This is a genomic window from Halospina sp. K52047b (assembly GCF_008709855.1).
GTDB classification, from domain to species: Bacteria; Pseudomonadota; Gammaproteobacteria; order Pseudomonadales; family Oleiphilaceae; genus Halospina; species Halospina utahensis_B.
This window is the reverse complement of record NZ_VYJH01000006.1, coordinates 1-26,697: the sequence shown is the minus strand read 5'-3', so window position 1 is coordinate 26,697 and position 26,697 is coordinate 1. Positions and strand designations below refer to the sequence as shown.

General features: G+C 62.0%; 19 protein-coding genes. 15 read left to right on the top strand and 4 right to left on the bottom strand.

The annotated features are described in order from the left end of the window. Positions 1-12: 12 nt before the first annotated feature. The 10 genes from recR to F3089_RS08960 all read left to right on the top strand — a co-directional run bounded on the left by recR (position 13) and on the right by F3089_RS08960 (position 14,403). Positions 13-615 (top strand): recombination mediator RecR, encoded by a 603-nt coding sequence (gene recR, locus F3089_RS09005; RefSeq protein ID WP_151440489.1) that lies wholly within the window; start codon positions 13-15, stop codon positions 613-615. 11 nt (positions 616-626) lie between these two features. Beyond that, positions 627-1,763 carry a ribonuclease D gene (locus tag F3089_RS09000; RefSeq protein WP_151440488.1) on the top strand — a complete coding sequence of 379 codons (1,137 nt, stop codon included), beginning with the start codon at positions 627-629 and terminating at the stop codon, positions 1,761-1,763. Further along, positions 1,756-2,016: a YcgL domain-containing protein gene (locus F3089_RS08995; protein ID WP_095616698.1), complete on the top strand. Its 261-nt coding sequence runs from the start codon at positions 1,756-1,758 to the stop codon at positions 2,014-2,016. The genes F3089_RS09000 and F3089_RS08995 overlap by 8 nt, the downstream gene beginning before the upstream one ends. Positions 2,017-2,026: 10 nt before the next feature. Next, a complete protein-coding gene (locus F3089_RS08990) occupies positions 2,027-2,365 on the top strand; it encodes a hypothetical protein (RefSeq protein ID WP_151440487.1) in 339 nt (112 codons plus the stop codon). 81 nt (positions 2,366-2,446) lie between these two features. Then, positions 2,447-4,981, top strand: coding sequence for a VWA domain-containing protein (locus F3089_RS08985; RefSeq protein WP_151440486.1), 2,535 nt, complete (start codon positions 2,447-2,449; stop codon positions 4,979-4,981). Positions 4,982-5,141: 160 nt separating this feature from the next. Next, on the top strand, positions 5,142-5,984 hold the full coding sequence (locus F3089_RS08980) for an AAA family ATPase (RefSeq protein WP_077531241.1): 843 nt from the start codon (positions 5,142-5,144) through the stop codon (positions 5,982-5,984). A 41-nt stretch (positions 5,985-6,025) separates the two neighbouring features. After that, positions 6,026-7,204 carry a vWA domain-containing protein gene (locus F3089_RS08975; RefSeq protein ID WP_151440485.1) on the top strand — a complete coding sequence of 393 codons (1,179 nt, stop codon included), beginning with the start codon at positions 6,026-6,028 and terminating at the stop codon, positions 7,202-7,204. A 96-nt stretch (positions 7,205-7,300) separates the two neighbouring features. Further along, on the top strand, positions 7,301-8,965 hold the full coding sequence (locus F3089_RS08970; protein WP_151440484.1) for an AMP-binding protein: 1,665 nt from the start codon (positions 7,301-7,303) through the stop codon (positions 8,963-8,965). A gap of 417 nt (positions 8,966-9,382) precedes the next feature. After that, positions 9,383-13,186 (top strand): ATP-dependent RNA helicase HrpA, encoded by a 3,804-nt coding sequence (hrpA, locus tag F3089_RS08965; RefSeq protein WP_151440630.1) that lies wholly within the window; start codon positions 9,383-9,385, stop codon positions 13,184-13,186. 95 nt (positions 13,187-13,281) lie between these two features. Further along, entirely contained in the window at positions 13,282-14,403 is a 1,122-nt protein-coding gene (locus F3089_RS08960) for a beta-ketoacyl-ACP synthase III (protein ID WP_151440483.1), read from the top strand. Positions 14,404-14,410: 7 nt separating this feature from the next. On the opposite strand, the gene F3089_RS08955 is transcribed toward F3089_RS08960, so the two are convergent. After that, positions 14,411-14,836, bottom strand: coding sequence for an acyl-CoA thioesterase (locus F3089_RS08955; protein ID WP_151440482.1), 426 nt, complete (start codon positions 14,834-14,836; stop codon positions 14,411-14,413). Between the two features lie 83 nt (positions 14,837-14,919). Here F3089_RS08955 and F3089_RS08950 point away from each other — a divergent pair, with 83 nt between their 5' ends. The 3 genes from F3089_RS08950 (at position 14,920) to dinG (ending at position 19,453) form a co-directional block, all read left to right on the top strand. Continuing rightward, positions 14,920-15,711 carry an MlaA family lipoprotein gene (locus tag F3089_RS08950; protein WP_202405698.1) on the top strand — a complete coding sequence of 264 codons (792 nt, stop codon included), beginning with the start codon at positions 14,920-14,922 and terminating at the stop codon, positions 15,709-15,711. A gap of 54 nt (positions 15,712-15,765) precedes the next feature. Continuing rightward, positions 15,766-17,229: a DUF3336 domain-containing protein gene (locus tag F3089_RS08945; RefSeq protein ID WP_151440481.1), complete on the top strand. Its 1,464-nt coding sequence runs from the start codon at positions 15,766-15,768 to the stop codon at positions 17,227-17,229. Positions 17,230-17,296: 67 nt separating this feature from the next. Further along, positions 17,297-19,453: an ATP-dependent DNA helicase DinG gene (gene dinG, locus F3089_RS08940; RefSeq protein WP_151440480.1), complete on the top strand. Its 2,157-nt coding sequence runs from the start codon at positions 17,297-17,299 to the stop codon at positions 19,451-19,453. 8 nt (positions 19,454-19,461) lie between these two features. On the opposite strand, the gene F3089_RS08935 is transcribed toward dinG, so the two are convergent. After that, entirely contained in the window at positions 19,462-21,051 is a 1,590-nt protein-coding gene (locus F3089_RS08935) for a BCCT family transporter (protein ID WP_151440479.1), read from the bottom strand. A gap of 300 nt (positions 21,052-21,351) precedes the next feature. Next, positions 21,352-24,054 carry a winged helix-turn-helix domain-containing protein gene (locus F3089_RS08930; protein WP_151440478.1) on the bottom strand — a complete coding sequence of 901 codons (2,703 nt, stop codon included), beginning with the start codon at positions 24,052-24,054 and terminating at the stop codon, positions 21,352-21,354. Positions 24,055-24,217: 163 nt separating this feature from the next. Between F3089_RS08930 and cysB the strand changes: the two genes are divergently transcribed. After that, a complete protein-coding gene (cysB, locus tag F3089_RS08925) occupies positions 24,218-25,192 on the top strand; it encodes an HTH-type transcriptional regulator CysB (protein WP_151440477.1) in 975 nt (324 codons plus the stop codon). A gap of 7 nt (positions 25,193-25,199) precedes the next feature. Here the strand turns inward: cysB and F3089_RS08920 are convergent, their stop codons facing one another. Continuing rightward, positions 25,200-25,928, bottom strand: coding sequence for a phosphoadenylyl-sulfate reductase (locus F3089_RS08920; protein WP_192497314.1), 729 nt, complete (start codon positions 25,926-25,928; stop codon positions 25,200-25,202). Between the two features lie 149 nt (positions 25,929-26,077). On the opposite strand from F3089_RS08920, the gene thrH reads away from it, so the two are divergent. Then, positions 26,078-26,692: a bifunctional phosphoserine phosphatase/homoserine phosphotransferase ThrH gene (thrH, locus tag F3089_RS08915; RefSeq protein ID WP_151440475.1), complete on the top strand. Its 615-nt coding sequence runs from the start codon at positions 26,078-26,080 to the stop codon at positions 26,690-26,692. The last annotated feature ends 5 nt before the right edge of the window (positions 26,693-26,697 follow it).

The window sequence follows — 26,697 nt, the reverse complement described above, 5'->3', positions numbered from 1 at the left end:
GCCGGAGGGCCCATGAGTCTGAGTCCGCGTCTTGAGGCGCTGATTGATGCATTACAGTGCCTGCCCGGTGTGGGACGCAAGTCCGCCCAGCGCATGGCCTTCCAGCTCCTGGAGCGCGATCGTGCTGGGGCTGGCGCCCTGGCACGCCAGCTTGACGACGCCCTGGCCAACATCGGTCGCTGTGAGCGCTGCCAGACCTTTGCCGAGGACGCCCTGTGCCCGGTCTGTGCCGATGACAGGCGGGACAGTTCGCTGATGTGCGTGGTGGAATCGCCCGCCGATCTCGCCGCTATTGAGCAATCAGGGGATTACAGGGGCTACTACTTTGTACTGCTGGGGCATCTGTCTCCCATTGATGGCATAGGCCCCGAGGATATTGGGGTGGATCAGCTGCTGGCCCAGATCCATGAACGGGGGGTGACGGAACTCATCATGGCCACCAACGCTACCGTTGAGGGCGATGCCACCGCCCATTACATCGCGGACCGTGTGGATCCGGAAACAGTCACGATCACCCGGCCTGCCCAGGGTCTTCCCGTGGGAGGTGAGCTGGGCGGTGTCGATGGCGGTACGCTCAGTCATGCCCTGCGGGGCCGCCGGCCTTTCGCCGGGTAGTGGAGTCACTCATGGATCAACCCAACCCGGATCAGGCCGCCTGGCTGGACACCCCGCAACAGTTGGATGACTGGCTGGCTGATCTGCCGCCGGAGCATCCGGTTGGCATGGACTCCGAGTTCGAACGGGTGACCACCTTCCATGCGATCCCGGGTCTGATGCAGCTGGCCGCAGCAGGGGAGGTTGCGCTGGTTGAACCCGGGGCTGCCGAGGGCTCCGGGGTGCTGCGCAAGCTGTTGGAGGATGCGGACCGCTCGAAACACCTTTATGCCATGAGTGAGGACATCGAACTGTTCCGGGACTGGCTCGGTGTGCGTGTTCGTGGCGCACTGGATCTGCAGCTGGCGGCGGCTTTTGCCGGCCATGGTATGTCCGTGGGCTATGCCAGGCTTGTCGAATCCTGTCTCGGGGTGGCCCTAGGCAAGGGCGAAACCCGGTCGGACTGGCTGGCACGCCCGCTGTCCGATGCCCAGCTGTACTATGCCGTGGCCGATGTTCACTACCTGCGCCCGCTCCATGAGCAGCTTATGGAGCAGGTTGCGGCCAGAGGCTTCCAGGAGGCGCTGGCCGAGGAGAGCCGGACCTGGTGCGAACGTCAGAGCGTTGCTGATGCGCCTGAATCCTACTATCTGAGACTTACCGGGGCCTGGCGGCTGCGCCCGGGCAATCAGGCCGTACTGCGGGCGTTGTGCACCTGGCGTGAGCACCGGTGCCGGGAACTGGACCGTCCGCGTGGCCGGGTCATTGAGGACCGGCTTCTGATCCGCCTGGCCGAAGCGGTGCCGCGCAGCCGTAAGGCGCTCGCGGCCATAGAGGATATGCCCAGCGGGGTCGTGCGGCGTGAGGGTGATGCGCTTCTGGCGGTCATCTCAGAGGTGGTTGAGGGCCCGGAGCAGTCCCTAGAGCCCATACCGGCCCCTTTGACCCGCAGTGAGAAGAATCATTACCGAAACGTAAAGCGGATTCTGGCCGAGCAGGCGGAAAGCCTGGATCTGCCGCTGGAACTCATCGCTTCGAGGCGTTATCTTGAGCCAGCCGTCCGCACCGGCCTTCGTGAGGGCCGCCTGCCCGATCTTCTGACGCAGGGCTGGCGCGGCCGGGCACTGGCACCCCGCAGAGAGGAACTGGAAGCCTGTTTCCATGAGTGACAAGCACCTGATCAGCATTTACCGCAGCAGCAAGCGTGAAGGCATGTACGTGTTCGTGCCAAGGGAGACAGATCCGGCCACGCTCCCGTCATCACTGATGACCTATTTTGGCCATCCGATTCATGCCATGGATCTGGTGCTGACCCCGGACCGGAAGCTGGCACGGGCCAGTGCCAGTGATGTGATTGCGGCGATCGGGGACCAGGGCTTCTATCTCCAGATGCCCCCGAAGGAGACGGAGGTTACCGGTTAGGTCCATGGACATGCTGCTGACTGAATACAATATTGCCTGGGCGGTCTATCTGCTTGGCTTCCTGGTCGTCTACCGCTTCTGGGCTGTGATCGTGTGGTGGTTGCCTCTGCGCATCCTCCGCCAGTTTCTCAAGGGTCTTTTCGCCGTGGTTCTGCTGACCCCGGTGGCCTCGGAGCGGGCCGCGGAATGGCTGGTGCCCGCGTGGTTGAATTTCTTCTATGCCGTGGTGCTTGAGCAGCCGGACGTGATGGGGCGCACCCTGTTTGTCTACGCACTCGCCGCCATTGTCATGGTGCTCGTGCTGGCCCTGGATTCCGGCTGGGCTCGCTACCGGCGCCGGAAAAGCTGAGACACCCGCTTTACCGGTGCTTTCATTCCACGGGATTCCTGCTATAGGTTGAGTGTAATCAACCGCTTTAATAAGGCCACCATGGGAAAGTCAGCGTCCAGATCGTTCCGCGCCCTCCTGACCATTCTGCTGTTCACGGTGACCGGGCTGGTGACTGTCCAGGCCCAGGAGCAGGCGTCCCAGACCCAGGCACCGGAGCTGCCCGATAATATCGATGTGCGGTTTGTGGTGGATGTTTCCGGGAGCATGAAGCGCACTGACCCCGACAATCTGCGGGGAGAGGCAGTGCCCATGCTCGCGGAACTCATGCCTGAAGGGGCCCGTAGCGGTCTGTGGACCTTTGCGCGTTATGTCAACATGCTGGTACCTCTGGAAGAGGTTGATGACCAGTGGCGCCAGGAGATGCGCGATGCCCGCTCCCGTATCGGTTCCCCCGGCCAGTACACCCAAATAGGGCGGGCGCTGGAGACCGCCACTGAGGATTTCTGGCCTGGTGGGGGCTACGACAATACCCATGTGGTCCTGCTGACCGACGGTATGGTGGATGTGCCGGAAGGGGAGGAAGCCAGCCGGGAAGAGCGCCAGCGCATCCTTGACGACGTGCTCGGGCACTTCCGCGAGCACGGCGCGCGTCTGCATACGATCGCGCTCTCCGACGAAGCCGATCGGCCGCTGCTGGAGCAGCTCGCCGCCGAGACCGGGGGCCATCACGCCATTGCACGCTCCGATTCGGAGCTGATCAGCGCCTTTCTCTCCGCCTTTGGGGCAGCCTCTCCAACGGAAGAGGTGCCGCTTGAGAACAACGGCTTCTCGATCGATGACAGCGTGGATGAATTCACTGCCCTGATCTTCCGGGATGAGGGCAGTGAGTCCGCGGAGCTCGTTGATCCCTCGGGTAGCCGGGTGACGCGCAATAGCCTGCCGGAAGGGGCCCGCTGGCACCGCGCAGAGACCTATGACCTGGTGACCATTCCAGAGCCCGCTACCGGGCGCTGGGAAGTGGACGCCATGGTGGGCCCGGATAGCCGGATCAAGGTGGTGAGTGAGCTGCGCATGGCGGCGGGGGACCTGCCCTCGCGCTTCTTTGCTTCGGATATTCTGGATCTGGAAGTGGCTTTCTATGAAGACGGCGACAGGCTGACGGATGAGGATTTCCTCGGCGTCATGGATGTCCGTGCCGAGATCCGGAATGCGGAGGGTGACCGCCAGGGCACCGTCCGGCTTTCCGGCGACCGCGTTCCCTCAAATGGCGTCTTCAATGGCGAAATCCGAACCCTGACCGAACCCGGGCAATACGAGGTCCGCCTCATCGGTGAAGGCGAAACCTTCCAGCGCAGCCAGCGCCAGAAGGTAACACTGGCGCCGCCTTTTGACACGGAGATCCAGGGCCTTGGTACCGGCGATGACAGCCGATGGACCTTCCGGGTAATGCCACGGGATCCAGGTCTGGAGGCGGACAGTATCCAGGTTGAGGCTTCAGTGACAGGCCCGGATGGTGAAACACGGAAGCGTTCACTGGAGCCGGCCTCAGGCACCAGTGAGCGCATACTGACCCTCCATGGTGAGCGGGGTAACGGCACCTATCAGGTACGGCTCCGTATGCAGGCGGAAACCCAGGACGGGCGGGTGGTCTCCTTGGACACGCCGCCGTTCGCGGCGGAATTCCCGCGAACGGCGGATACGGCGGACTACCGGGCGCTCGAGCCTGAGCCTCGGCAGCCTGAACCGGCACCCGAGCCGGAGCCTGCGCCCGAGCCCGCGACCCCGTCCCAACCTGAACAGAAAGAGCCACTGTTTGATCCCGAGCCGGTTGAAGTGCCGGAAGAGACTCCCGAGCCGGAACAGCGGTCTGAGCCGGATGCCGGCATCAACTGGCTGCTCTGGGGCAGCGTTGGTGGCGGTCTGATCATCGGGCTTGGCGCCATCGCGGGCGGGTTCTGGTGGTGGCTGCGCCGGCGTGGTAATGGCGATGAACAGGAGACGGAGAAGCCCGAGTCGCCTGTTGGTCCTGGAACTGAACCGGCGGATGTGGTGGCCGAGCAGGAAGAGCCGGCTATGGAAGCGGATCTGGAGCCGGAGCAGCCGGAGGAGTTGGAGGGCGAGCCTGACAAGGATGAGGGAACCTCGCTTGCTGAAGCGGCGGCTGCGTACCAGGCCCAGCAGACGGGCCCCGGCGATGAAACAGCTTCCGAGCCGGAGACGGCGGTCCCCGAGGACTCGGCCGACACCGGCGCGGCTGAGGAGGCCATCCCCACAGTGGACGACATGGACACCATGGGCGCATCCGCAGAACCGGAGTCGGAACCTGACCCGGCGCCAGGAATGGACGCAGAATCAGTGCAACAGGAACAGGAACAGGAAACGGAAGAAGCGTCGGATTCAGAGGCATCGCAGGCAACCGGTGAGGAGGATGAGGCCATCCCGACCCTTGGCGATGATGACGCCTCCGAGGAGCCGGAGGCCCTGGCTGACCAGATCCTGGAGGAGAATCAGCAGAGTGCTGATGAGGATGAGTTCTCGCTGGAGGACTTTGATATATCCGAATTTGACGACCTTCCGGACCAGGAGGACGAGGCGGATTCGGGAGAAGACGACGACGGCAATCGTAACCGCTGACGGTCACTGACCATTGCTGAACAGTGTTTCCGCCTTTGGGGCCAACCGCTTACTTGTTGGCCCCGACGCCCTGCCTATATACTTCGCACCTCGTAGAAGGCCGGACCCTGATTGAGCAGGGCTCCATGGCCGCAGGTTTCCTGACTGAGGTGTTGCTGACATGAAATTTGAGGGTACCGAGAATTACGTTGCCACGGATGAGCTCCAGATGGCGGTCAATGCGGCCATCACGCTGGAGCGCCCGCTCCTGATCAAGGGCGAGCCCGGTACCGGCAAGACCATGCTGGCCGAGGAGATGGCGCGGGGCGTCGGCGCCGAGCTGATCACCTGGCACATCAAGTCCACCACCAAGGCGCAGCAGGGGCTCTATGAGTACGACGCGGTGTCGCGCCTGCGTGATTCCCAGCTGGGTTCCGACAAGGTTCACGACATCGGTAACTACATCGTCAAGGGCAAGCTCTGGGAAGCGTTCGAGGCGGACCAGCGGGCTGTGCTGCTGATCGACGAGATCGACAAGGCGGATATCGAATTTCCCAACGACCTGCTGCAGGAACTCGACCGCATGGAGTTCTATGTGTACGAGACGCAGCAGCAGGTGGTGGCCAAGCAACGCCCCATCGTGGTCATCACCAGTAACAACGAGAAAGAGCTGCCGGATGCCTTCCTCCGCCGCTGCTTCTTCCACTACATCGATTTCCCCGACCACGACACCATGAAGGAGATCGTGGACGTTCACTTCCCGGGCATCCAGCAACAGCTGGTGCAGGATGCGCTGGAGATCTTCTTCGATGTGCGCCGTGTTCCCGGCCTCAAGAAGAAGCCCTCCACCTCCGAGCTGATTGACTGGCTCAAGCTTCTGATGGCGGATGATCTGGCCCAGAAGGTGATCCAGGACAAAGACACCTCCAATGCACTGCCGCCGCTCTACGGTGCGCTGGTCAAGAACGAACAGGATGTGCACCTGCTTCAGAAACTGGCATTCATGGCGCGCCGGCGTCGCTGATACGCTGACCGAAGCGCGGATCCACTGACAGCGGGGGCCCTATGCTCATCGACTTTTTCCTGGAAGTGCGCCGTGCCGGAGTGCCGGCCAGCCTGAGGGAGTTTCTGGACCTGACCGAGGCGCTCCAGAAGCGCCTGGCATTTGCGGATCTGGAGGATTTCTACTTCCTGAGCCGCCTGTGCCTGGTGAAGGACGAGCGTCATTACGACAAGTTCGACCGGGCATTCGATGCCTATTTCAAGGGCATCGAGAACCTGGATGAACTGCTTGAGGCGCTGATTCCCGATGACTGGCTGCGCTCCGAGTTCGAGAAACACCTTTCCGAAGAGGAGAAGGCGCAGATCGACTCCCTTGGAGGCCTCGAGGAGCTGATCGAGACCTTCAAGAAGCGCATGGACGAGCAGACCGACCGCCACGAGGGCGGCAACAAGTGGATCGGTACCGGTGGTACGTCGCCCTTCGGCGCCAATGGCTATAACCCTGAAGGCTATCGCATTGGCCAGGAGAAAGGTCGACACGGGCGCGCGGTCAAGGTCTGGGAGAAGCGCGAATACCGGGATCTGGATGACAGCGTCACCATCGGCTCACGCAACATCAAGGTGGCGCTCAAGCGCCTGCGCAAGTTCGCGCGCGAGGGGGCCCCCGAGCACCTGGACATGGATGACACCATCCGCAACACCGCCCGCAACGGGGGGTACCTGGATCTGAAGATGGTCCCGGAACGCCACAACGCGGTGAAGGTGTTGCTGTTCTTTGATGTGGGCGGTTCCATGGACCCGCACGTGAAGGTCTGCGAGGAGCTGTTTTCGGCCTGCCGGGAGGAGTTCAAGCACCTGGAGTACTACTACTTCCACAACTTCGTCTACGAGGGTGTCTGGAAGGACAGCAGCCGACGTACCACCGAGATTACCCCCACCTGGGAGGTGATCAACACCTATCCGTCGGATTACAAGGTGATCTTTGTGGGCGACGCCACCATGGCGCCCTATGAGGTCAGCCATCCAGGCGGGTCGATCGAGCACTGGAACGAGGAGGCGGGCTCGACCTGGTTCCAGCGCCTTACGGACCACTTCAGCAAGGTGGTCTGGCTCAACCCGTTGCCCGAGGATTACTGGGGGCAGGGTGGTTCCCTGGGGATGATCCAGAAGCTGGTGGGCTTCCAGATGTACCCGATGACCCTGGAGGGGCTGGAGTCCGCGATGCGCTATCTCAGCCGCTGAGCCACATTGCACACGGATGACGTGACCGTAAAAAGGCTTTAAGATCCCGAGCCACAAAAACACTAATCAAACGACAGGTTACTCAGGAGATCCGTCATGGATATGGAGCAGTTTTTCAAAGAGAAGTACCCGTCAGATCTCTCCCGGGACGTGGACACGAACCAGTACAGCACCATGCTGGATGTGTTTGAGAAATCCGTGGCGCGGTTTGCGGACCGGCCCGCGTTCAGTGGTGTGGGCGTGACACTGACGTACCGGGATCTGGACCACTACAGCCGCGCTTTCGCAGCCTGGCTCCAGAATGAGACGGATCTCCAGCAGGGCGATCGCATCGCGATCCAGATGCCCAATATTCCCCAGTACCCGATCGCCATCTTTGGTGCCATGCGGGCCGGTCTGGTGGTCGTGAACACCAACCCGCTCTACACCACGCGCGAGATGGAGCACCAGTTCAATGATTCCGGCGCCCGTGCCCTGATCGTGCTGGCCAACATGGCGAGCAATGTCGAGAAGGTGCTGCCGAACACGGGTCTTGAGCACGTCATCGTCACCGAGCTTGCGGACCTGCACAAGCCGCTCAAGCGCAAACTGATGAACAGCGTGGTCAAACACGTGAAGAAGATGGTGCCGGCCTACAATCTGCCGAAGGCCCACGCCTTCCCGAAAGTGCTCAGGACCGGCGCCGGCCTGACCTATCGGCCGGTCAGCATCCAGCGCGAGGACATTGCGGTGCTGCAGTACACCGGTGGCACCACGGGTGTGGCCAAGGGTGCCATGCTGACCCACGCCAACCTCGTTTCGAACCTGCTGCAGGTCAAGCCGATGGTTGAGACTCAGATGGATGAGGGTAAGGAGGTGGTGGTTGCACCGCTGCCGCTCTACCACATCTACTCGTTCACCATGAATTGCGGTGTCATGCTGGAGAGTGGCAGTCACAGCATCCTGATCCCGAACCCGCGTGACATCCCGGGCTTCGTCAAGGAGCTGAAGAAGTGGCAGTTCACGGTGTTCATGGGCCTGAACACGCTGTTCGTGGCGCTGGCGAACAACGAGGAGTTCCGCAATCTGGATTTCAGTAACCTGAAGATCACGGTTGCCGGGGGCATGGCACTGACCAAGCCAACGGCGGATCAGTGGCAGCAGGTCACCGGGTGCGAGATCACTGAGGGCTATGGCCTGACCGAGACCTCGCCGGTGGTGAGCCTGAACCCGCTTGGAAACGCGCAGGTCGGCACTATTGGTATCCCGATCCCGGGTACTCTGATCAAGACCGTTGACGATGAGGGTAATGATCAGCCGGTCGGGGAGGCCGGCGAGCTCTGCGTTCATGGGCCACAGGTTATGAAGGGCTACTGGCAGCGCCCTGAGGAGACCAGCAAGTCCATTGACTCGGAAGGCTGGTTCCGTACTGGTGACGTGGCCATGATCCAGGAGGATGGTTTTGTTCGGATCGTGGACCGTAAGAAGGACATGATTCTGGTATCCGGTTTCAACGTCTATCCGAATGAGATTGAGGACGTTGTGATGGGGAATCCGAAAGTTCTGGAGTGTGCCGCCGTGGGCATTCAGGATGACAAGAGCGGTGAGGCGGTGAAGATCTTTGTGGTCGCGAAGGAGCAGGATGTGACCAAGGAGGAGATCATCAAGTACTGCCGTGAGAACCTGACGGCCTATAAGGTGCCGAAGCATGTTGAATTCCGGGATGAGCTGCCCAAGAGTAACGTGGGCAAGATTCTGCGGAAGGAACTTCGGGACAGCTGATTGGGTTCAGCTGCCGTTACTTGGAAACCCCGTCTGGTTCAGGCGGGGTTTTTTGGTCTATGGATGCTCAAGATACAAGCCTGACGAGGGGCTGCCGGGCGGAGTGAGGAGGGGACTGTTGATCGGGAAACGCTGTAAATATCTTTTAGCTGCGCTATCCTGCTCCGCTAAAAGATCCTGGGCTTGCCTCCTGCAAGCCCGTTTGCGCTTAGTCGCGCAAACCCCATTACGCTGCTCTTCCGCCATCCATGGCTCCAGAGCTTCCCGATTAACAGTCCCCTCCTCACTCCACCTTTGAGATCCTTGCATTCCGGAGCGCATCTTTCATTGACTGAGCAAAGTACTGATTGGCGAACACAGATCAAGCAATCCCTGGCTGACTGCCGGCAGTGGGAGACTGCGCGCATCCTTCGGCTGATGGGCAAGGGGGATCCGGATCCGAAAAACCGGGATCGGATTGAGGCCCTTCTGCAGGAGGGGCAGGAGGCGCTGGCGCGGCGGCGCTCGCTGGTCCCCTCCATTTCGTACCCCGAGTCGTTGCCGGTTTCGGAGCGGGTAGAGGATATCCGCTCGCTGCTGGAGCAGCATCAGGTAGTGATCGTTGCCGGTGAGACGGGGTCGGGCAAGACGACGCAGTTGCCGAAGATGGCGCTTGAGGCCGGGCGTGGCCGGCGCGGGCTGGTGGGGCATACCCAGCCGCGGCGGATTGCGGCGCGCACGGTGGCGCAGCGTCTGGCGGAAGAAATGGAGACCCGGGTCGGCGAGACGGTGGGTTACCAGGTGCGGTTCAGTGACCAGACCAGTGATGATTCACTGGTGAAGGTGATGACGGACGGCATCCTGCTGAATGAGCTGACCCATGACCGCTTTCTGGACCGCTACGACACCATCATTGTGGATGAGGCCCATGAGCGCAGTCTGAACATCGATTTCCTGTTGGGGGCGCTCAAACGGATTCTTCCGAAACGGCCTGACCTGAAGGTGATCATTACTTCGGCGACCATCGAGCTGGACCGCTTCAGTGCCTATTTTGACGATGCGCCGGTGCTGGAGGTTTCGGGGCGGACGCATCCGGTGGAGGTGCGGTATCGGCCGCTGGCGGACTCTGAGGATCCGGAGTCGGGCTGGCCAGGGGCGATCGAATCGGTCGTTCATGAGATCGAGGATTACGAGAAGGATCAGGGCAAGGGGCCCGGGGATATCCTGGTGTTCCTGCCGGGGGAGCGGGACATCCGGCAGGTGAGCAAGGAGCTGCGCCATGCGGATCTTCAGCACACCGAGGTGCTGCCGCTGTATGCGCGGCTGTCGAATCGCGAGCAGAACCGGGTGTTCCAGCCCCATGGCGGGCGACGGATCGTGCTGGCCACCAATGTGGCCGAGACCTCGCTGACGGTGCCGGGCATCCATTACGTGATCGATACGGGTGTGGCGCGGCTGAGCCGTTACAGCGTGCGCTCGAAGATGCAGCGCCTGCCGGTTGAGCCCATCGCCCAGGCCAGCGCGGAGCAGCGCAAGGGGCGCTGTGGGCGTGTGGCCCCCGGGATCTGTTTTCGACTCTATGACGAGTCGGATTTCCTGAATCGGCCCGAGTTCACGGACCCGGAGATCCGCCGGACCAACCTGGCGTCTGTGATCCTGCAGATGACGAACATGGGACTGGGCGACGTCAAGCGCTTCCCCTTCATCGACCCACCGGATAAGCGCCTGGTCAACGACGGCTACAAGCTGCTGGAAGAGCTGGGGGCCGTGGATCGGGGACGCAAAGTAACCAAGGCTGGGCGGCGCATGGCGCGGCTGCCGGTGGACCCAAGGCTGGCGCGCATGCTGCTGGCGGCTGAGTGGGAGGGCAGTCTGGCCGAGGTGGCGGTGATCGCGGCCGGACTCAGTATCCAGGACCCGCGCGAGCGCCCGGGCGACAAACAGACCCAGGCGGACCAGGCGCACGCGCTGTTCCGCGACAACCATTCGGACTTCAACAGTCTGCTCAATCTATGGAACGCCTGGGAAGAGCAACGCCAGACGCTGTCCGGCAATCAGCTCCAGAAGTGGTGCCGGAAGCATTTCGTGGCCTTTCTGCGCATGCGGGAGTGGCGCGACATTCACCGTCAGATCCTGCTGCTGGCAAAGGAGCAGGGCATGCGGGTGAATCAGCGGCCGGCAGACTATGCTTCCGTGCACCGGGCGCTTCTGGCCGGCCTGCTGGGCAACGTGGCGCTGAAGGAGGAGAAGGGCTGGTTCCACGGGACGCGTAACCGCAAATTCCGGATCTTTCCGGGCTCCGCACTGGCGAAGAAGCCACCGAAGTGGATCATGGCCGCCGAGATTGTGGAGACCAGCCAGGTGTTCGCGCGCATGGTGGCGGGGATCGAGGTGGAGTGGATCGAGCCACTCGCCGAACACGTGGTCCGGCGCAACCACGCGGAGCCGCACTGGGAGAAGAAGCGGGCCCAGGTCATGGCCATGGAGTCGGTCACACTCTATGGGCTGACCATCGTGGCCAATCGCCGCGTGGGGTACGCCCGGATCGACCCGGAGCTGTCTCGGGAGATCTTCATCCGCCGGGCCCTGGTGGAAGGCGAGTACAGGACCAGGGCCCCCTTCGTGCTGGCCAATCAGGAGTTGATCGAAGAGGTCACTTCGCTGGAGGACAAGGTTCGCCGGCGGGATCTGCTGGTGGATGAGGAGACCCTGTTCCAGTTCTACCATGAGCGCCTGCCCGCCGACATTGTCAGCGGCAAGGGTTTTGAGCGCTGGTGGAAGCAGCTTAACGACGAGCAACTCAGTCGCTTCTACCTGACCGAGTCCGATGTCTTCCAGAAAGAGCCCGGGACGGACACGCAGAGCCTGTATCCCGATACGCTGCAATGGCACGGCCTCACCTTTGAACTGCGCTATCATTTCGAACCGGGTACGGCCGAGGACGGCGTGAGCATCCGGGTGCCGATAATGGCGCTCAAGCAGCTGCCGGTGGAGCGGCTGGGGTGGCTGGTGCCGGGGCTGCTGCGCGATCGCGCCATTGCCCTGGTGAAAAGCCTGCCCAAATCACTGCGCCGCAACTTTGTGCCGGTGCCGGACTTCGTGGACGCCGCCCTCGCCAATCTCACCCCCTGCAATGAACCACTGCCCCGTAGACTGGGGGAACAGCTCCAGCGCATGACCGGCGTGCGGATACCCGAGGATGCGTGGGACCCGGATCACCTGCCTGACCATCTACGCATGAACGTGCAGGTGATTGATGACAAGGGCAACATCCTGGATCAGGGGCGGGATGTGGAGGGGCTGATCGCACGCCACGAGGATGAGGCTCACCAGGCGCTGGAAAGTGCCATGCAGGAGGCCCCGGAGGAATCCGAAGTTGAGACGGTTGTCTCCGACTGGCCGGGCGGCGACCTGCCGGAGAGTGTCGAGACCGAGCAGGGTGGCATGCAGGTTCGTGTCTATCCGGTTCTGGAAGATGAGGGGCAGGGGGTACGTCAGACGCAGGTGCTGGACCCGGTGCGGGCCTGGTACCTGAACCGTCGGGGGATTGCGCGCATCCTGGTCAACCGGCTCGGCAATACCCTGCGGGATCTGGATCGAAGACTGCCCGGCTTCCATGAAGCATCGCTGCTGTTTGCCCCGGTCGGGCGCAAGACAGAGCTTCTGGACGATATGCTCATTGCGACGGCCCAGTCCCACTTCCTGGCGGAGCAGGCGCTGCCACGCAGCGAGCGGGATCTGGAGAGCTGCCTTGAAAGCGGCCGAAGTGACTTCATACCCGCGCTGGAAGCCAACAGCCGGCTCCTGCTCCAGATCATGGAGCGCCATCACCAGGTGATGAAGGGGCTGAAGGGCAAGATCCCGCTGAATGTTGCCCAGAGCATGGCGGACCTGAAGTTTCAGATGAGCCAGCTGATTTACCCGGGGTTCATGGCGGCAACGCCGCCGGAGTGGCTGAAGCATTTTCCACGTTACATGGACGCGGCGCTGATCCGGCTGGACAAGATGCCCCGGGAGGCAGGCCGTGAGCGTGCCTTTCTCTCGGAGTTCCAGCCCTTCTGGGACCGCTACGTCGAGAGGCGCGAGGCACTGGCCGTGCAGGGGATCGAGGACGAGGCCCTGATCACCTACCGGTGGATGCTGGAGGAATACCGCGTGTCGTATTTCGCACAGCAGCTGGGAACCGCTGTAACGGTTTCCCCTCAGCGCCTGGAGCGCCAGTGGCAGCAGGTCCGCCGCTGACGCCGTCCACCTGACACCCGGTGCCGATGTGTTAATATCCTGAGTCAGGAACTATTTCACAGGTTCTCCATTCAACAACAACCGGAGTCTATCCCGTGTCCTCAGCAGTCATCAGCGCTACCGGTCTTTTCTCGCCGCCCAGCGTCATCGACAACGACGAACTGGTGGAAGCCTTCAACGCCTACGTCGAACGCCACAACGAACGCAACGCGGCCGCGATTGAGCGTGGCGAGGTGGAAGCGCTGCAGCCTTCATCCTCGGCGTTCATCGAGAAAGCCTCAGGCATCAAGCGCCGGCATGTGATGGACAAGCAGGGCATACTGGATCCCGAACGCATGAAGCCGTCGATTCCGCAGCGCCCGAACTCGAACTATGGCATCCAGTGTGAAATGGCGGTCAAGGCCACGAATCAGGCGCTGGAGCGGGCCGGGATCAGGGCGCAGGATCTGGACGCGGTCGTTGTCGCCTGTTCGAATCTGGAACGCCCCTATCCGGCCGTGGCCGTTGAAGTACAGGATGCGCTGGGCGTGGAAGGCTTTGCGTACGACATGAACGTCGCCTGTAGTTCGGCGACCTTCGGCATCCAGAATGCCGTTGATGCCATCAATAACGGGCACGCCCGCACGGTGCTGGTTGTGAACCCGGAGATCTGCAGTGCCCACCTGAATTTCTGCGATCGGGACAGCCATTTCATTTTCGGCGACGCCTGCACCGCCATCATCGTCCAGCATCCGGATGATGTGCCGGCAGGGCGTGGCTTCGATGTTCTGGGCACACGGCTCAAGACGCGTTTTTCCAACAACATCCGGAACAACTTCGGGTTCCTGAACCGTGCGGATGAATCCGGCATGGGGCAGGCGGACAAGCTGTTCGTTCAGGAAGGCCGCAAGGTGTTCAAGGAGGTTTCTCCGCTGGTGGCGGAGCTGATTGGCGAGCACCTGGGGTCGCTTGGTCTCGGCACCGATCAGTTGCGGCGCATGTGGCTGCACCAGGCGAACCTCAATATGAACGAGCTGATTGCCAAGCGGGTCCTTGGGCGTGATGCCGAGGTTGGCGAGGCGCCGGTGATACTGGATGAGTACGCCAATACCAGCTCCGCAGGCTCCATCATCGCCTTTGACCAGTACCAGGCCGACCTGAACAGTGGCGATTACGGCATCATCTGTTCCTTCGGAGCTGGCTACTCCATCGGTAACGTCGTGGTCCGCAAGCGCTGAAGCGGCCCTATTGGCCGCTTTCCGCGCTCAATGCCCGCAGGCGGTCGGGCAGGGGTGTGGGGCGGCCAGTGTCATGATTGATCCACACCACCTTGGCGCTGCCTGATGCATAGAGAGCATCATCATCAGCGCCAAGTACCCGATAGAAGTTCTCCAGGCTGCTGTTGCCGGCCCTGCCGGTGCGCACTTCAACCCTGATCCTGGTGGGATAGACCAGTTCCTGGTGGAAGGTTGCGCTCGTGGTTACGATCACCGGGCCCTCGCCCTGGCCGTCCGCTGTCAGTGTGAGACTGTCGAACCAGCGGATTCGCGCCTCTTCAAAAAACCTGAAATACACCGTATTGTTCACATGGCCGTAGGCATCCTGGTCGCCCCAGCGGACAGGGAAGGTTTCCTCATGGACCAGTCGGCCTTCGGGTTGGTTTTCGGACATGATGACTCCTGTTCTATGGATGGCGCTGATTCTAGGGCCGGAATAGATGATTTCAATCCCCCTGCAGACAGGTTTACAGGTTGATGATGCAACGAACCCTGCTCGCGTTCAGTCTCACCCTGGCACTGGCTACCGGTGCCAGTGCACAGCAGCCGGAAGACGGCTCCGCCAGCATGCTGCCCGACGATGCGGATCCACAGAAGGTGGCGGATACGTCCGCCTTTGACGACCGTGATCCCTGGGAGTCGTTCAACCGCAGCATCTTCACCTTCAACGAAGTGGTGGACCGCAACCTGCTCAAGCCTGTGGCGCGCGGCTACAACCGTGTCACGCCGGAGCCGGTGAATGATGGGGTCAGCAATTTCTTCAGCAACCTGAGCGAGCCGGGTAACATTCTCAACAGCCTGCTCCAGGGCAAAGGCGAGGATGCGCTGGTCAGCACTGGCCGCTTTATCTTCAACACCACTTTCGGGTTGCTTGGGCTGGTGGATGTGGCCAGCTACATGGAATTGCCGGAAAAGGAAGAAGACTTCGGCCAGACCTTTGGGTACTGGGGGGCCGACAGCGGCCCCTTCCTGATGCTGCCGTTCCTGGGCCCCTCAACGGTCCGGGATACAGCGGGCAGGGGAGTGGATTACGCCGTTCCGGATCTCATGGACGAGGTGGACTCTCCCGAGGTCTATTTCCTTTATGCCCTCTACGGAGTGGATCTCAGGGCCTCACTGCTGAGCTACGAGGAGCAGATCACAGGTGATCGTTACACGTTCATACGCAATGCCTACCTGCAGCGTCGTGAATATCAGGTCAATGATGGCAGGGTGGAAAGTGACCCCTTTGCCAGGGACGATGAGGACATAATGCTCGAGGATTTCTGATCGGAGGCTATACTCCGGTCAGGTAGTCCCGGGCAGTGGCCAGTGGAGTCCATTATGAACCGCAGGATCGCGCATTACCGCAAGCTGCTCAGCCAGGCCCGCACCTATGAACAGTGGAAGGCGGCGGCACTGGAGCTGGATTACCTGGAAGGCAATGTGGAATGGAAGGAGGCGTTCGCCTCCGAGTTCTACAACTACAACCTCATCCATGACCGCCTGAGGGAGCTGCGCCACTACCACCAGACCGGCGACTATGCCCGGCTCAAGCGCGCGATCCGGGAAGGGCTCCATCACGATCTCGGCAACATCTCGAACCCCGCGCTCTACCACAACAGCTATGTGGGCACCAAGCACCTGATCGAGGAATACGTGAACCAGGTGTGCGAGTCCATCAACCTGCTGTGTGACACCCCCATGCAGGAGCTGCCCGAAAGCGAAAAGCTGGGCTTCTTCAAGGATACCCTGCTGAGCTATGGCCGCCCGGCATTGCTGCTCAGCGGCGGCGCCACGCTTGGCCTGTTCCACCTGGGGGTGATCCGCACCCTCTGGGAACGGGATCTGCTCCCGCAGGTCATCTCCGGGTCCAGCGCCGGGGCTGTGATGGCGGCGATGGTTGGAACCACACCGGACGATGAGCTGGACCAGCTTCTGGAGCCGGAACGCCACAACCTCAAGGCCTGGCGCTGGAAGGGGGTGATCAATGGCCTTCGCGGGGCCGGGTTCATGGACCAGGGCGTACTGGAGCAGTGCCTGAGAGAGAATATCGGGGAGTTCACCTTCGAGGAGGCGTTCCAGCACACTGGCCGCTCCACCAACATCAGTGTGTCATCGGACCAGGGCCAGTATGGGGCGCGGCTGCTCAGTGGCTATACCTCGCCCTATATGCTGGTATGGAGCGCCGCTCTGGCCTCCTCCGCGGTTCCCGGGGTCTTTCCGCCCGTGCAGTTGCAGAAGAAGGATCACCAGGGGGCCACGGTGCCCTACATGCCACGCCTGCGCTTCGTGGACGGTTCGGTGGTGAGTGACCTGCCGCGCGAACGCCTGATGCACCTGTACGATGTGAATTTCACGCTGGTCAGCCAGACCAACCCGCATGTGGTTCCGTTTCTGCGCCGGGATCATGGACAGTCCCGGGAGAGCCTCGCCAGTCTGCCCCTGTCACTGCTGAAAGCGGAGATGCAGTTCCATGGCAAGGGGCTGTTCGATGTGCTGAGGCGGCGCATGCGGCCGGAACTTGCCCGCCAGGCCTGCGGCCAGATCTATACCATCATGGCGCAGCAGTACCAGGGGGACGTGACCCTGGCACCGCGCTACCGGATGCGGCACTTCCGGCGCATGATGTCGAACCCGTCGCCGGAATTCGTGCGCGAGATGATGCTGGAGGGGGAACGTGCCACCTGGCCGCTGATCTCCCAGATCCGAACCCATGCCAAGATCTCGCGCACTCTGGAAGGCTGCATCCGGCGCCTGCGCCAGCACAACCGCAAGGGCGCCGAGCTGCACGTAATCGCGAGCTGAGCCTGTACGCTCCGGGAGCCGCCCGCTATCATGAGCGGTCTCTTAACCGACCTTTGGACAGGAGCGCATGCTCAACGAGGATACGAAGGCTGAGATCCAGGCAGCCTATCGGGCCGTGCTGGCCGGCAAGGACCTGCGCGCGCGCTACGGCCAGCGGCTGATGATCGCCGAGATTGCCCGCTACCTCGGTGAGATCACGGAAAACGACGGTCAGCGAACGTCCGCCCACAAGGCCTGTGTTCTGGAAGCCGGAACCGGCACGGGCAAGACCCTCGCCTACCTCCTGGCCGCCATCCCGGTGGCACGGCAGCTTGGCAAGCAACTGGTGGTTTCCACCGCCACGGTGGCGCTCCAGGATCAGATCGTGAACAAGGATCTGCCGGACCTGAAAGCCCATTCAGGGCTGGATGTGAGCTGGTCCCTGGCGAAGGGGCGTGGCCGCTATCTGTGCCTGTCCAAGGTGGAGCAGCGCCTGCATGGCCACGGTAACCAGGACAGCGACACCATTCCTCTGTTCATGCTCCAGGAGGAGCCGGGCGAACCGGCGGAAACCCGCGCTTTCCACGAAAAGCTTTTCTCCAGCTACGCGGCCCGCGAGTGGGACGGCGACCGTGACCACTGGCCGGACCACATCCCCGATGACATCTGGCAGGGCGTGACCACCGATCACCGCCAGTGCACCAACCGCCGTTGCAGCTATTTTGACAGCTGTCCCTTTTTCTCGGCGCGTGCGGAGCTGGAACACGCGGACGTGATCGTCGCCAACCATGACCTGGTGCTGGCGGATCTGGCCCTGGGGGGTGGCGCCATACTGCCCAAGCCCGAGGACACCATCTATGTGATGGACGAGGCCCATCACCTGCCGGACAAGGCCCTGAACCACTTTGCCGCCTCCCTGGGGCTGGAAGGCACACGTCAGTGGCTGCGCAGCCTGAGCCAGGCTCTGGCCCAGCTTCTGCCGCATCTGCCGGCGGACGCCGAGGCGGCCCGGACGGTACAGAAACTGACGGATCTGGCACGGGAAATTGACCCGATGCTGGCGGACGTCCATGAGTGGCTGGAAGAAAACACGCCCTGGGAAGGGGCCGAAGACGGTGGTAACAGCCAGTACCGTTTCCCGGGCGCACGGTTGCCGGACGAGTTGAGCACCCGGGTGACCGCACTGCAGCAGCAACAGGTTCAGCTGACGCGGCGTCTGGACCAGTTGGCCGACTTTCTGGATGAAGGGATGGATGAACGCCGGGAAGGCGATATTGATCGCGAGACCGCCGAAGCCTGGTACCCCGTGGTCGGCCAGTTCCATGCCCGGGCAGAGGATCAGTTGCGGCTGTGGCAGGCCTGGTCCGAGGCCGTGCCGGAAGCCGAGGAAGGGGAGGACAGCACGCGTACGCCCGCGCCGGCGCGGTGGCTCAACCGCCGTGGTGGCGAGAATGGCGACATCACGCTCTACAGCAGTCCAGTGCTGGCGGATAATGTCCTGTTCAGTCGGCTCTGGAGCCGGTGTTTCGGCGCCATCCTGACTTCCGCCACCCTGACAGCGCTTGGTCGCTTCGACCGCCTCAGCATGCGTGCCGGGCTGCCGGCGGACAGCCGCTGCCTGGTGATTCCCTCGAACTTCCGCTACCAGGAGAACGCCACCGTGGAGGTGCCGGCCTCAAGTATGGAACCCGGGGATCCGGCCAGCTACGCGGAGCGGCTGGTGGATCGTCTGCCCGGGGTGCTTGAAGGGGATACGGCGGCGCTGGTCCTGTTCACCGCGCGTCGGGACATGCAGAGGGTGCGTGACATGCTGCCGGAGACCTGGCGGGACTGCGTCATCACGCAGGATGACCATACCCGGGCGGAGGTCCTGGACCGCCATCGCCAGCGCGTGGACAACGGCCAGACTTCAATTCTCTTCGGAGTGGCCAGTTTCGCGGAAGGGATCGATCTGCCGGGAACCTATCTGGAGCACGTGGTCATCACGCGACTGCCGTTTTCGGTGCCGGATGATCCGATTGAGGCCAGTCTGGCTGAATGGATCGAGGAAAGGGGCGGCAACCCCTTCATGGAGATCAGCGTGCCGGACGCCTCCATAAGGCTTGTGCAGGCCGCTGGGCGGCTGCTTCGCAGTGAGTCCGACACGGGTCGTGTGACGATCCTGGACCGTCGCATCATCTCCCGGCGTTACGGCAGCATGCTGCTGGATGCGCTGCCGCCGTTCCGCCGTGTGATTGCCGCCTGAGCCCTACCTCAGTCCGTCTGGCGGGCGGGGTGCGGCTCGTAGCTGATGAGACCCTGCTGGCGGGCCATGGCGTAGGCGGCCTTGGGCCCCGTCCAGAGTGACGGCAACAGGATCAGTGATACCGGAATTGCGGTGATCACGATGAACTGTTGCAGCGCGCTGATCTGGCCTTCGCCCATGTACAGCAGAATCGCTGCCATCAGTGCCATGGCCACACCCCAGAAGACGCGAACTGCGCGGTTCGGTTCATCATGGCCGGTGCCCACGACAGAGATCGCGTAGCTCATGGAATCCCCGGTGGTTGCCACGAAGATGGTGGTCAGCAGCAGTATCGCCAGTGCCATGAGCATACCGCCGGGCAGCGCCTGGGCAACGGTGAGGGTGGCCACATCGAACTGGAAGTTCTGCAGCGGCTCGGCCAGCTCGATCACGTCCTGCATCTGGTAGAAGATGCCGGAACCGCCCAGCAGGGTGAACCAGACGGTGGTGGCGACCGGCGCCATGACGGCGACTGCCAGAATCATCTCCCGGATGGTGCGGCCGCGGGAAATACGTGCCACGAAGATTGCCATCAGCGGCCCGTAGCCGATAAACCAGGCAAAGAAGAACACCGTCCACCATTTCATCCACCACGCAGGCGCGGTCTCGGAGGTCATGGTGCCCATGCGGAAGAATGAGGAGATGTATTCACCGAAGCCCTGTGTGTAGGCGTTGGTGAGGAAAAGCGTGGGCCCGAAGACAAAGATGACCGCCGCGATCGCGAGTGCCAGCATCACGTTGAACCGGCTCAGCAGCTGTATGCCTTTGTGGATGCCGGTTACCGCCGAGGTTACATAGATTGCACCCAGGGCGATGACGATCATCAATTGAGTGGAGTAACGGTCCTCGATGCCGAACAGAACCTCGAAGCCATAGCTGACCTGCGTAGCAAGGAAGCCGATGGGGCCAACAGTGCCGGCGACCACGGCCACCACGCAGCAGGCGTCCACCACGCCGCCGATCCAGCTGCTCATAATGCGCTGCCCGAAGACAGGGTAGAGCAGGGTGCGGGGCCGCAGCGGGTGCCCGAGATCATAATGGTTGTGCGCCAGGATGATCGCGGTCAGTGAGCCGAGGATGGCCCAGGCCAGAAAGCCCCAGTGCATGAATGACTGGGCAAGGGCGCCGGCCACGGCTTCGGCGGTGCCTGCCTCGGTGTTGAACGCCGGAGGTGTGACCACGAAGTGATAGACCGGCTCGCCGGCGGCAAAGAACACGCCGCCTCCGGCGAGCAGGGTACACATGATCATGGAAAGCCAGCGGAAGGTGCTGATTTCCGGTGTCGTACGGTTCCCCACAAGGGCGCCAGCCGCGGGCGAAATGGCAACCCCCAGGGCAATGAAGAAGGTTGCCAGCAGCAGCAACTGGAAGTATGAGCCCAGGCCCGCCGCTGTCGCGGTGAACCATTCACCGATGCTGTCGGAGACGAGCGTTATGTCGTACAGAGAGAACAGGATGAAGAGAACGATGAACCCGGCGCTGAGGCCGAGAACCACTGGATCACCAAGCCGCCGGTGATCGCTGGGCGACGTGCCCGGAGTCTGTTCGGATGGAGTCATGGGAGCCTCACGACCATATAAAGTGAAGCGCGGGATGATGACAGCTTGTTACAGGAAATCAATGGTTGACAGTCCGAATGGACAGAAAAAAGCCACCAGGGAAAAAACCGCTGGTGGCTGAACAAGGAGTTACGTGAGGAGAAATCCGAAAGGCCTGAAATCGAATTCCTGTTGACTCTTCTCACGGTGCCCAATGTAGGGCGTAAGGGGGCGTAGAGGGATCGTCCATAGGGCGTAAAAGGGGAGGAAAAAGGGCGTAAGGCGCTCAAAGTGTGAATTGAGTCACATTGTGAGTCCTGACTAATCGACCAGCCCCAGTTCCCGGGCACGGGCCAGTGCGCCGGTGCGGCTGCTGGCACCCAGTTTACCGTACAGGTTGCGTATATGGGCCTTGACCGTCGTCTGCGCCACGGACATGCGCTGTGCGATCTCCTTGTTGGCATGACCGGCATGGATCAGGGTCAGCACCTCGATCTCGCGCTGGCTCAGGGGCTCCAGGAGTGCTTCGGTGCTGCCCATGGCCGGTGCAGGTTCTGTCTGGGCGGGCGCGGATTCCGCTTCCAGCAGTGGGTCCAGTTCGCGCAGGAAAGCCAGCGGCAGGCCATGGTGGGGCATACGCCGGAACAGCGCGGCCAGCGCAGGCCCTTCCTCGACAAAGAGTCGCAGGAAACGTTCCCGGGAGGCCAGCTCAAGTGCGCGGTGCAGCATGACGGCGGCCTGTTCCCCGCGGTCGAGGTGATCCAGGCAGACCGCGTATACCGCGAGCAGTTCAATCAGATGTTTGATATGGCGCCCTTTCTCGGTGGACAGCCGCAGCGGCGCCAGGATGTTGATCGCCTCCTCGGCCTGACCGTCCGCGAGCAGCAGCCGCGCCAGCCCGATGCGGGCCTGTTCCCTGTTGATGGGGTTACGGTAGTTGTGCTCCTCAAGCCGTTCCCGCCAGGTCTGTGCGCCAGTGCGGTCGCCCAGCGCCAGGTGGCAGCGCACGTGCAGTGCTTCCAGGCATGGGGGCTCGAACAGGATGGCATCGCGTTTCTGGTCCTGAACACGCTCCGCGTCCTCCAGGTATTCCATGGCGTCCTGGTACTGGCCCCGGGAGAAGGCCAGGTGTGCGCGGGTGTACTGGATCACCACGTGCTGGCCCGGCTCGCTGCCCGAATCCAGGTGCGGCAGCAGGGGGTTCATGTGGGTATCCGCCAGGGTCAGGTCGTTCTTCTTCCGGTGGATCTGGACCATGGCGCTGTTCTGCCAGCAGGAGACCAGGCGGGGCTGTTGGGGGTCCGTGTGATGGGAATTTACCCATTCGCGCACGCTGGTCCCCACGTCCAGTGCCCGGTCCATCTCACCCTGGTAGAACAGGATCCACGCCAGAAGGCCGCCGCTGGAGAGGGTGGTGGCGTGTTTCTTTTCCCGGCGCCCGTGCTCCACAGCGGATTCCAGTGCGTGGGTGGCACTGGCCAGATCCCCGTTGGCGTAGCAGTCCAGCCCGATGCCGTAGTAGGTCACGGACTTGAGGGGGATATTGGTGTGGTCGATATCCTTCAGGACCTGCTGGGTCAGGTGCTGGGCACTGGAGTGGTCGCTGCGGGTGCGCGCCATGTAGGAACGGATCAGCGCGATCTCGTTGTGCAGTGCCAGCGCCACGTCGGCGTTATCGTCTGAATTGGCAACACGGATGTCCAGCGCGTCTTCAAGCTGCTCCAGCAGGGGCTCGATGTTGTTGAGCCGGTTCAGGAAGAACAGTGCCCAGATCTGGAGCATCATCAGGCGTGGATTGCGGGTGGTCCGCTCCTCCGGCAGGTACTGCAGCCACTTATGGACCAGCTCATGGAAGCCGGTGTGGATCAGGTTGTTACCGTACTGTTCCAGCACCTGTTCCAGCCAGTCCCAATCCTCCAGCTGAAGCAGCTGTACGATGGCCTCCTGCAGGTAGTCCTCGTTCAGCAGCCAGCGGATGGCCCGCGCCTGCAGTTCCCGGTAGGCCTCTGGCTCGGTCTGGCTGAAACGCTGGGTCAGGGCTTCGCGGAACAGATCGTGGTAGCGGAACCACTGGTCGCGGGTGTCCAGGGGAATGATGAAAAGGTTCGCGTGAACCAGCTGCTCCAGAACGGTCTGGCTGTCGTCGCGTTCCAGGATACTGTTGCACAGCTCCGCGCTCAGGCGCCGGCAGACGCTGGTGCGCAGCAGGAAGTCCCGCACATCCGGTCTCTGCTGATCCAGTATTTCGGTCAGTATGTAATCACTGATCTGGCGGCTGTGATCGCCCTCGCTGAGTACAGCACGGGACAGGCTGCTGGAGTTCATGCTCTTGCCAGACAGGGCTGTGAGCTGCATGGCGGCCGCCCAGCCCTCGGTCCGCTGCCATATGGCGCGGACCTTCTCGTCGTCCAGCGCAAGCCCCATGTAGTTGTTGAAGAAGGCGCTGCACTCGGATTCGGAAAAGGCAAGGTCACTGGCGTGCAGGCCCTCCATCCAGCCCTTGACCCGCCACCGGGAGAGCGGCAGGGCCGGCTCCGTGCGTGACAGCAGAACCAGGTGCAGCGCGGGCGGGGCATGATCTACAAGGAAGGTGATCTGGCGCTGGATGTCGGGATCCTGGATCAGGTGATAGTCGTCCAGTATCAGGTTGGCGTGCTCGACTGACTGGTCGATGAGCGTGTTGATGAACGCGGTCAGGGCGCCCTCTATGTGCTCCGCACCGGGCGTGTCCAGATAATGGTGGATGGACTCCTGGTGCCCCAGGATGGTGTTTTCCAGAGCGCCGATGACGTAGGACCAGAAACGGCGAGGCTCGTCGTCCTGTTCATCTAGGGACAGCCAGGCAACCGGCTGGTCATGGGCCGCGCACCACTGGTTCACCAGTGTGGTCTTACCATACCCGGCCGGGGCCGTGATGGCGGTCAGGCGCCGTGCCGCATCGGGCTGAAGCCGTTCCAGGAGACGGGGACGGGCGATGGCACGGGGGTCCGCTGCCGGGCGCATGAATTTTGTGGCCAGTAACATCGGCAAATCCCTGATCCCGTTCCTGTGCTCAGTGTCGCATTGTCGGGGCTGGAGGTTGCATGTTCAAGATGCTTCGTGATTAGGAGAGCGGGACAGGCTGCGAAAAAAATGGAATAATACGCTATATTCTTAGATCAACGTAAAAGCATTGGAGTCGCCGGGCATGAAGCTGCAGCAACTGCGCTATATCTGGGAAGTGGCACACCATGACCTGAACGTTTCCGCCACGGCTGCCGAGCTGTTCACCTCGCAGCCCGGGATCTCCAAGCAGATCCGGATGCTGGAGGATGAACTCGGGGTCGAGATCTTTGCCCGCTCGGGCAAGCACCTGACCCGGATTACGCCCGCGGGTGAGAGCATCATCCGCGAGGCGGGCGAGATCCTGCGCCGTGCCGATGGTATCAAGCGTATTGCCCAGGAGTTCAGTGACCAGAACCGGGGTGAGCTGCGGATCGCGACAACCCACACCCAGGCCCGCTATGCGCTCCCGAAGCTGATCCGCGAGTTCATGGCTGAATACCCGGAAGTGACGCTGCACATGAACCAGGGCACGCCCTGGCAGATCTCCGAGATGGCGGCGAACGGGGTGGTGGACTTCGCGATCTGCACCGAGGCCCTGGACCAGTTCCATGACCTGATCATGATGCCGGGTTATCGCTGGAACCGCTGCGCCGTGGTGCCGAAGGACCATCCACTGGCCGAGTTGAAGACCCTGACACTGGAGGAGCTGGCCAAGTACCCGCTGGTGACTTACGTGCAGGGATTCACCGGTCGGTCACGGTTGGATCAGGCCTTTGAGAGCGTGGGGCTGACACCCAAGGTGGTGTTCACGGCTTCGGATGCGGACGTGATCAAGACCTATGTGCGCCTGGGCCTGGGCGTGGGGATTGTAGCCCACATGGCCCACGACCCGGAGGTGGACACGGATCTGGTGGCGCTGGACGCCCAGCACCTGTTTGAGCCCAGCATCACCCGCATCGCCTTCCGCAAGGGCACCTTCCTGCGCGCCTACATGGTTGATTTCATCCAGAGGTTCGCGCCCCACCTGAGTCGGGATCTCATTGAGGCCGCTGCCCAGAGGACCTCCCAGGTCGAGCTGGATGAACTCTTTGAGGATGTGGTGCTGCCCAGCTACTGAGTGGGGGTCACTCAGCGCTGGAACTGGCGATCACGTTGCCGGCGTGCAGACCGCATTCCTTCTTGGTGGCCTCTTCCCACCACCAGCGGCCCTCGCGTTCGTGCTGGCCCGGGAGGATCGCCCGGGTGCAGGGCTCACAGCCAATGCTTACAAAGCCACGGTCGTGCAGCTCGTTATAGGGCACTTCCATGGCACGGATGTAGTCCCAGACGTCCTTTGAAGACCAGTTGGCCATGGGGTTGAACTTCACCAGCGGCCCATTGCGCCCCTCGAAGGATGTATCCTGCTGGACCACGGGTACATCGTTGCGGGTATCCGGGCTCTGGTCCTTGCGCTGCCCGGTGATCCAGGCATCGAGGCCCGACAGCTTGCGCCGAAGTGGCTCGACCTTGCGGATGCCGCAGCACTCCTCGTGGCCGTCCTCGTAGAAGCTGAACAGACCCTTCCTGTTGACCAGGTCCTGAACCGCCTGTGCATCCGGGAACAGGATCTCCAGGTCGAGTTCGTACGCCTGCCGCACCTTTTCCACGAACCGGTACGTTTCCGGGTGCAGGCGGCCGGTGTCCAGAGTGAAGACACTGAAGGGTTTTTTAAGGCTGTGCGCCATGGCGATCAGGGCCACGTCCTCGGCGCCGCTGAAGGAGATCGCGATATTGTCGAACTGCTCCAGTGCGGTTTTGATGATTTTCCGGGGCGAGGCGTCCGCCAGCTCGCTGTTGAGACTGTCGATGTCCATCAATGGAGTTCCGTGATCGGCGGTGAATTCAGCACCATCAATTCTAACATCCGGGACGCCTTATTACCCGTGCATTCGGTTCAGGCTTTATTTATGATGACGCTCCCAAAAAACAATACTGGCAAGGGCACAGGGTAAAAGGAGGCGTTGTGGAGCTGGCCTGTCTGGATCTGGAAGGGGTTCTGATCCCGGAAATATGGATTGCGTTTGCCGAGAAAACCGGGATACCGGAACTCAAGGCCACGACGCGGGACGTGCCGGACTATGACCAGTTGATGCAGCAGCGGCTGGCGCTGCTGGACCAGCACGGCTACGGACTCCCGGAGATCCGGGAAGTCATCGGGGAGCTGGAACCCCTCCCTGGTGCCCGGGAATTCCTGGAATGGCTGCGCCGGCATTTCCAGGTGGTGATTCTTTCGGACACCTTCTATGAGTTCGCCATGCCCCTGATGGAGAAACTCAGCTATCCGACGCTGCTCTGCCACCAGCTGAGTGTGGGCGAAGACGGCACTATTCTGGATTACCATCTGCGCCAGCCGGATCCCAAGCGCCAGGCGGTGCGTGCCTTCCAGCTGCTCAACATGAAGTGCATCGCAACGGGCGATTCCTACAACGACACCACCATGCTGGCCCAGGCTGAAGCAGGGATCCTGTTCCACGCGCCGGAGAATGTCATCCGGGAATTCCCCCAGTTCCCGGCCGTGCATGACTACGAGAGCCTGAAACAGGCCTTTCTCAACGCCAGTGCCGCCCAGCACGATTGAGCTCC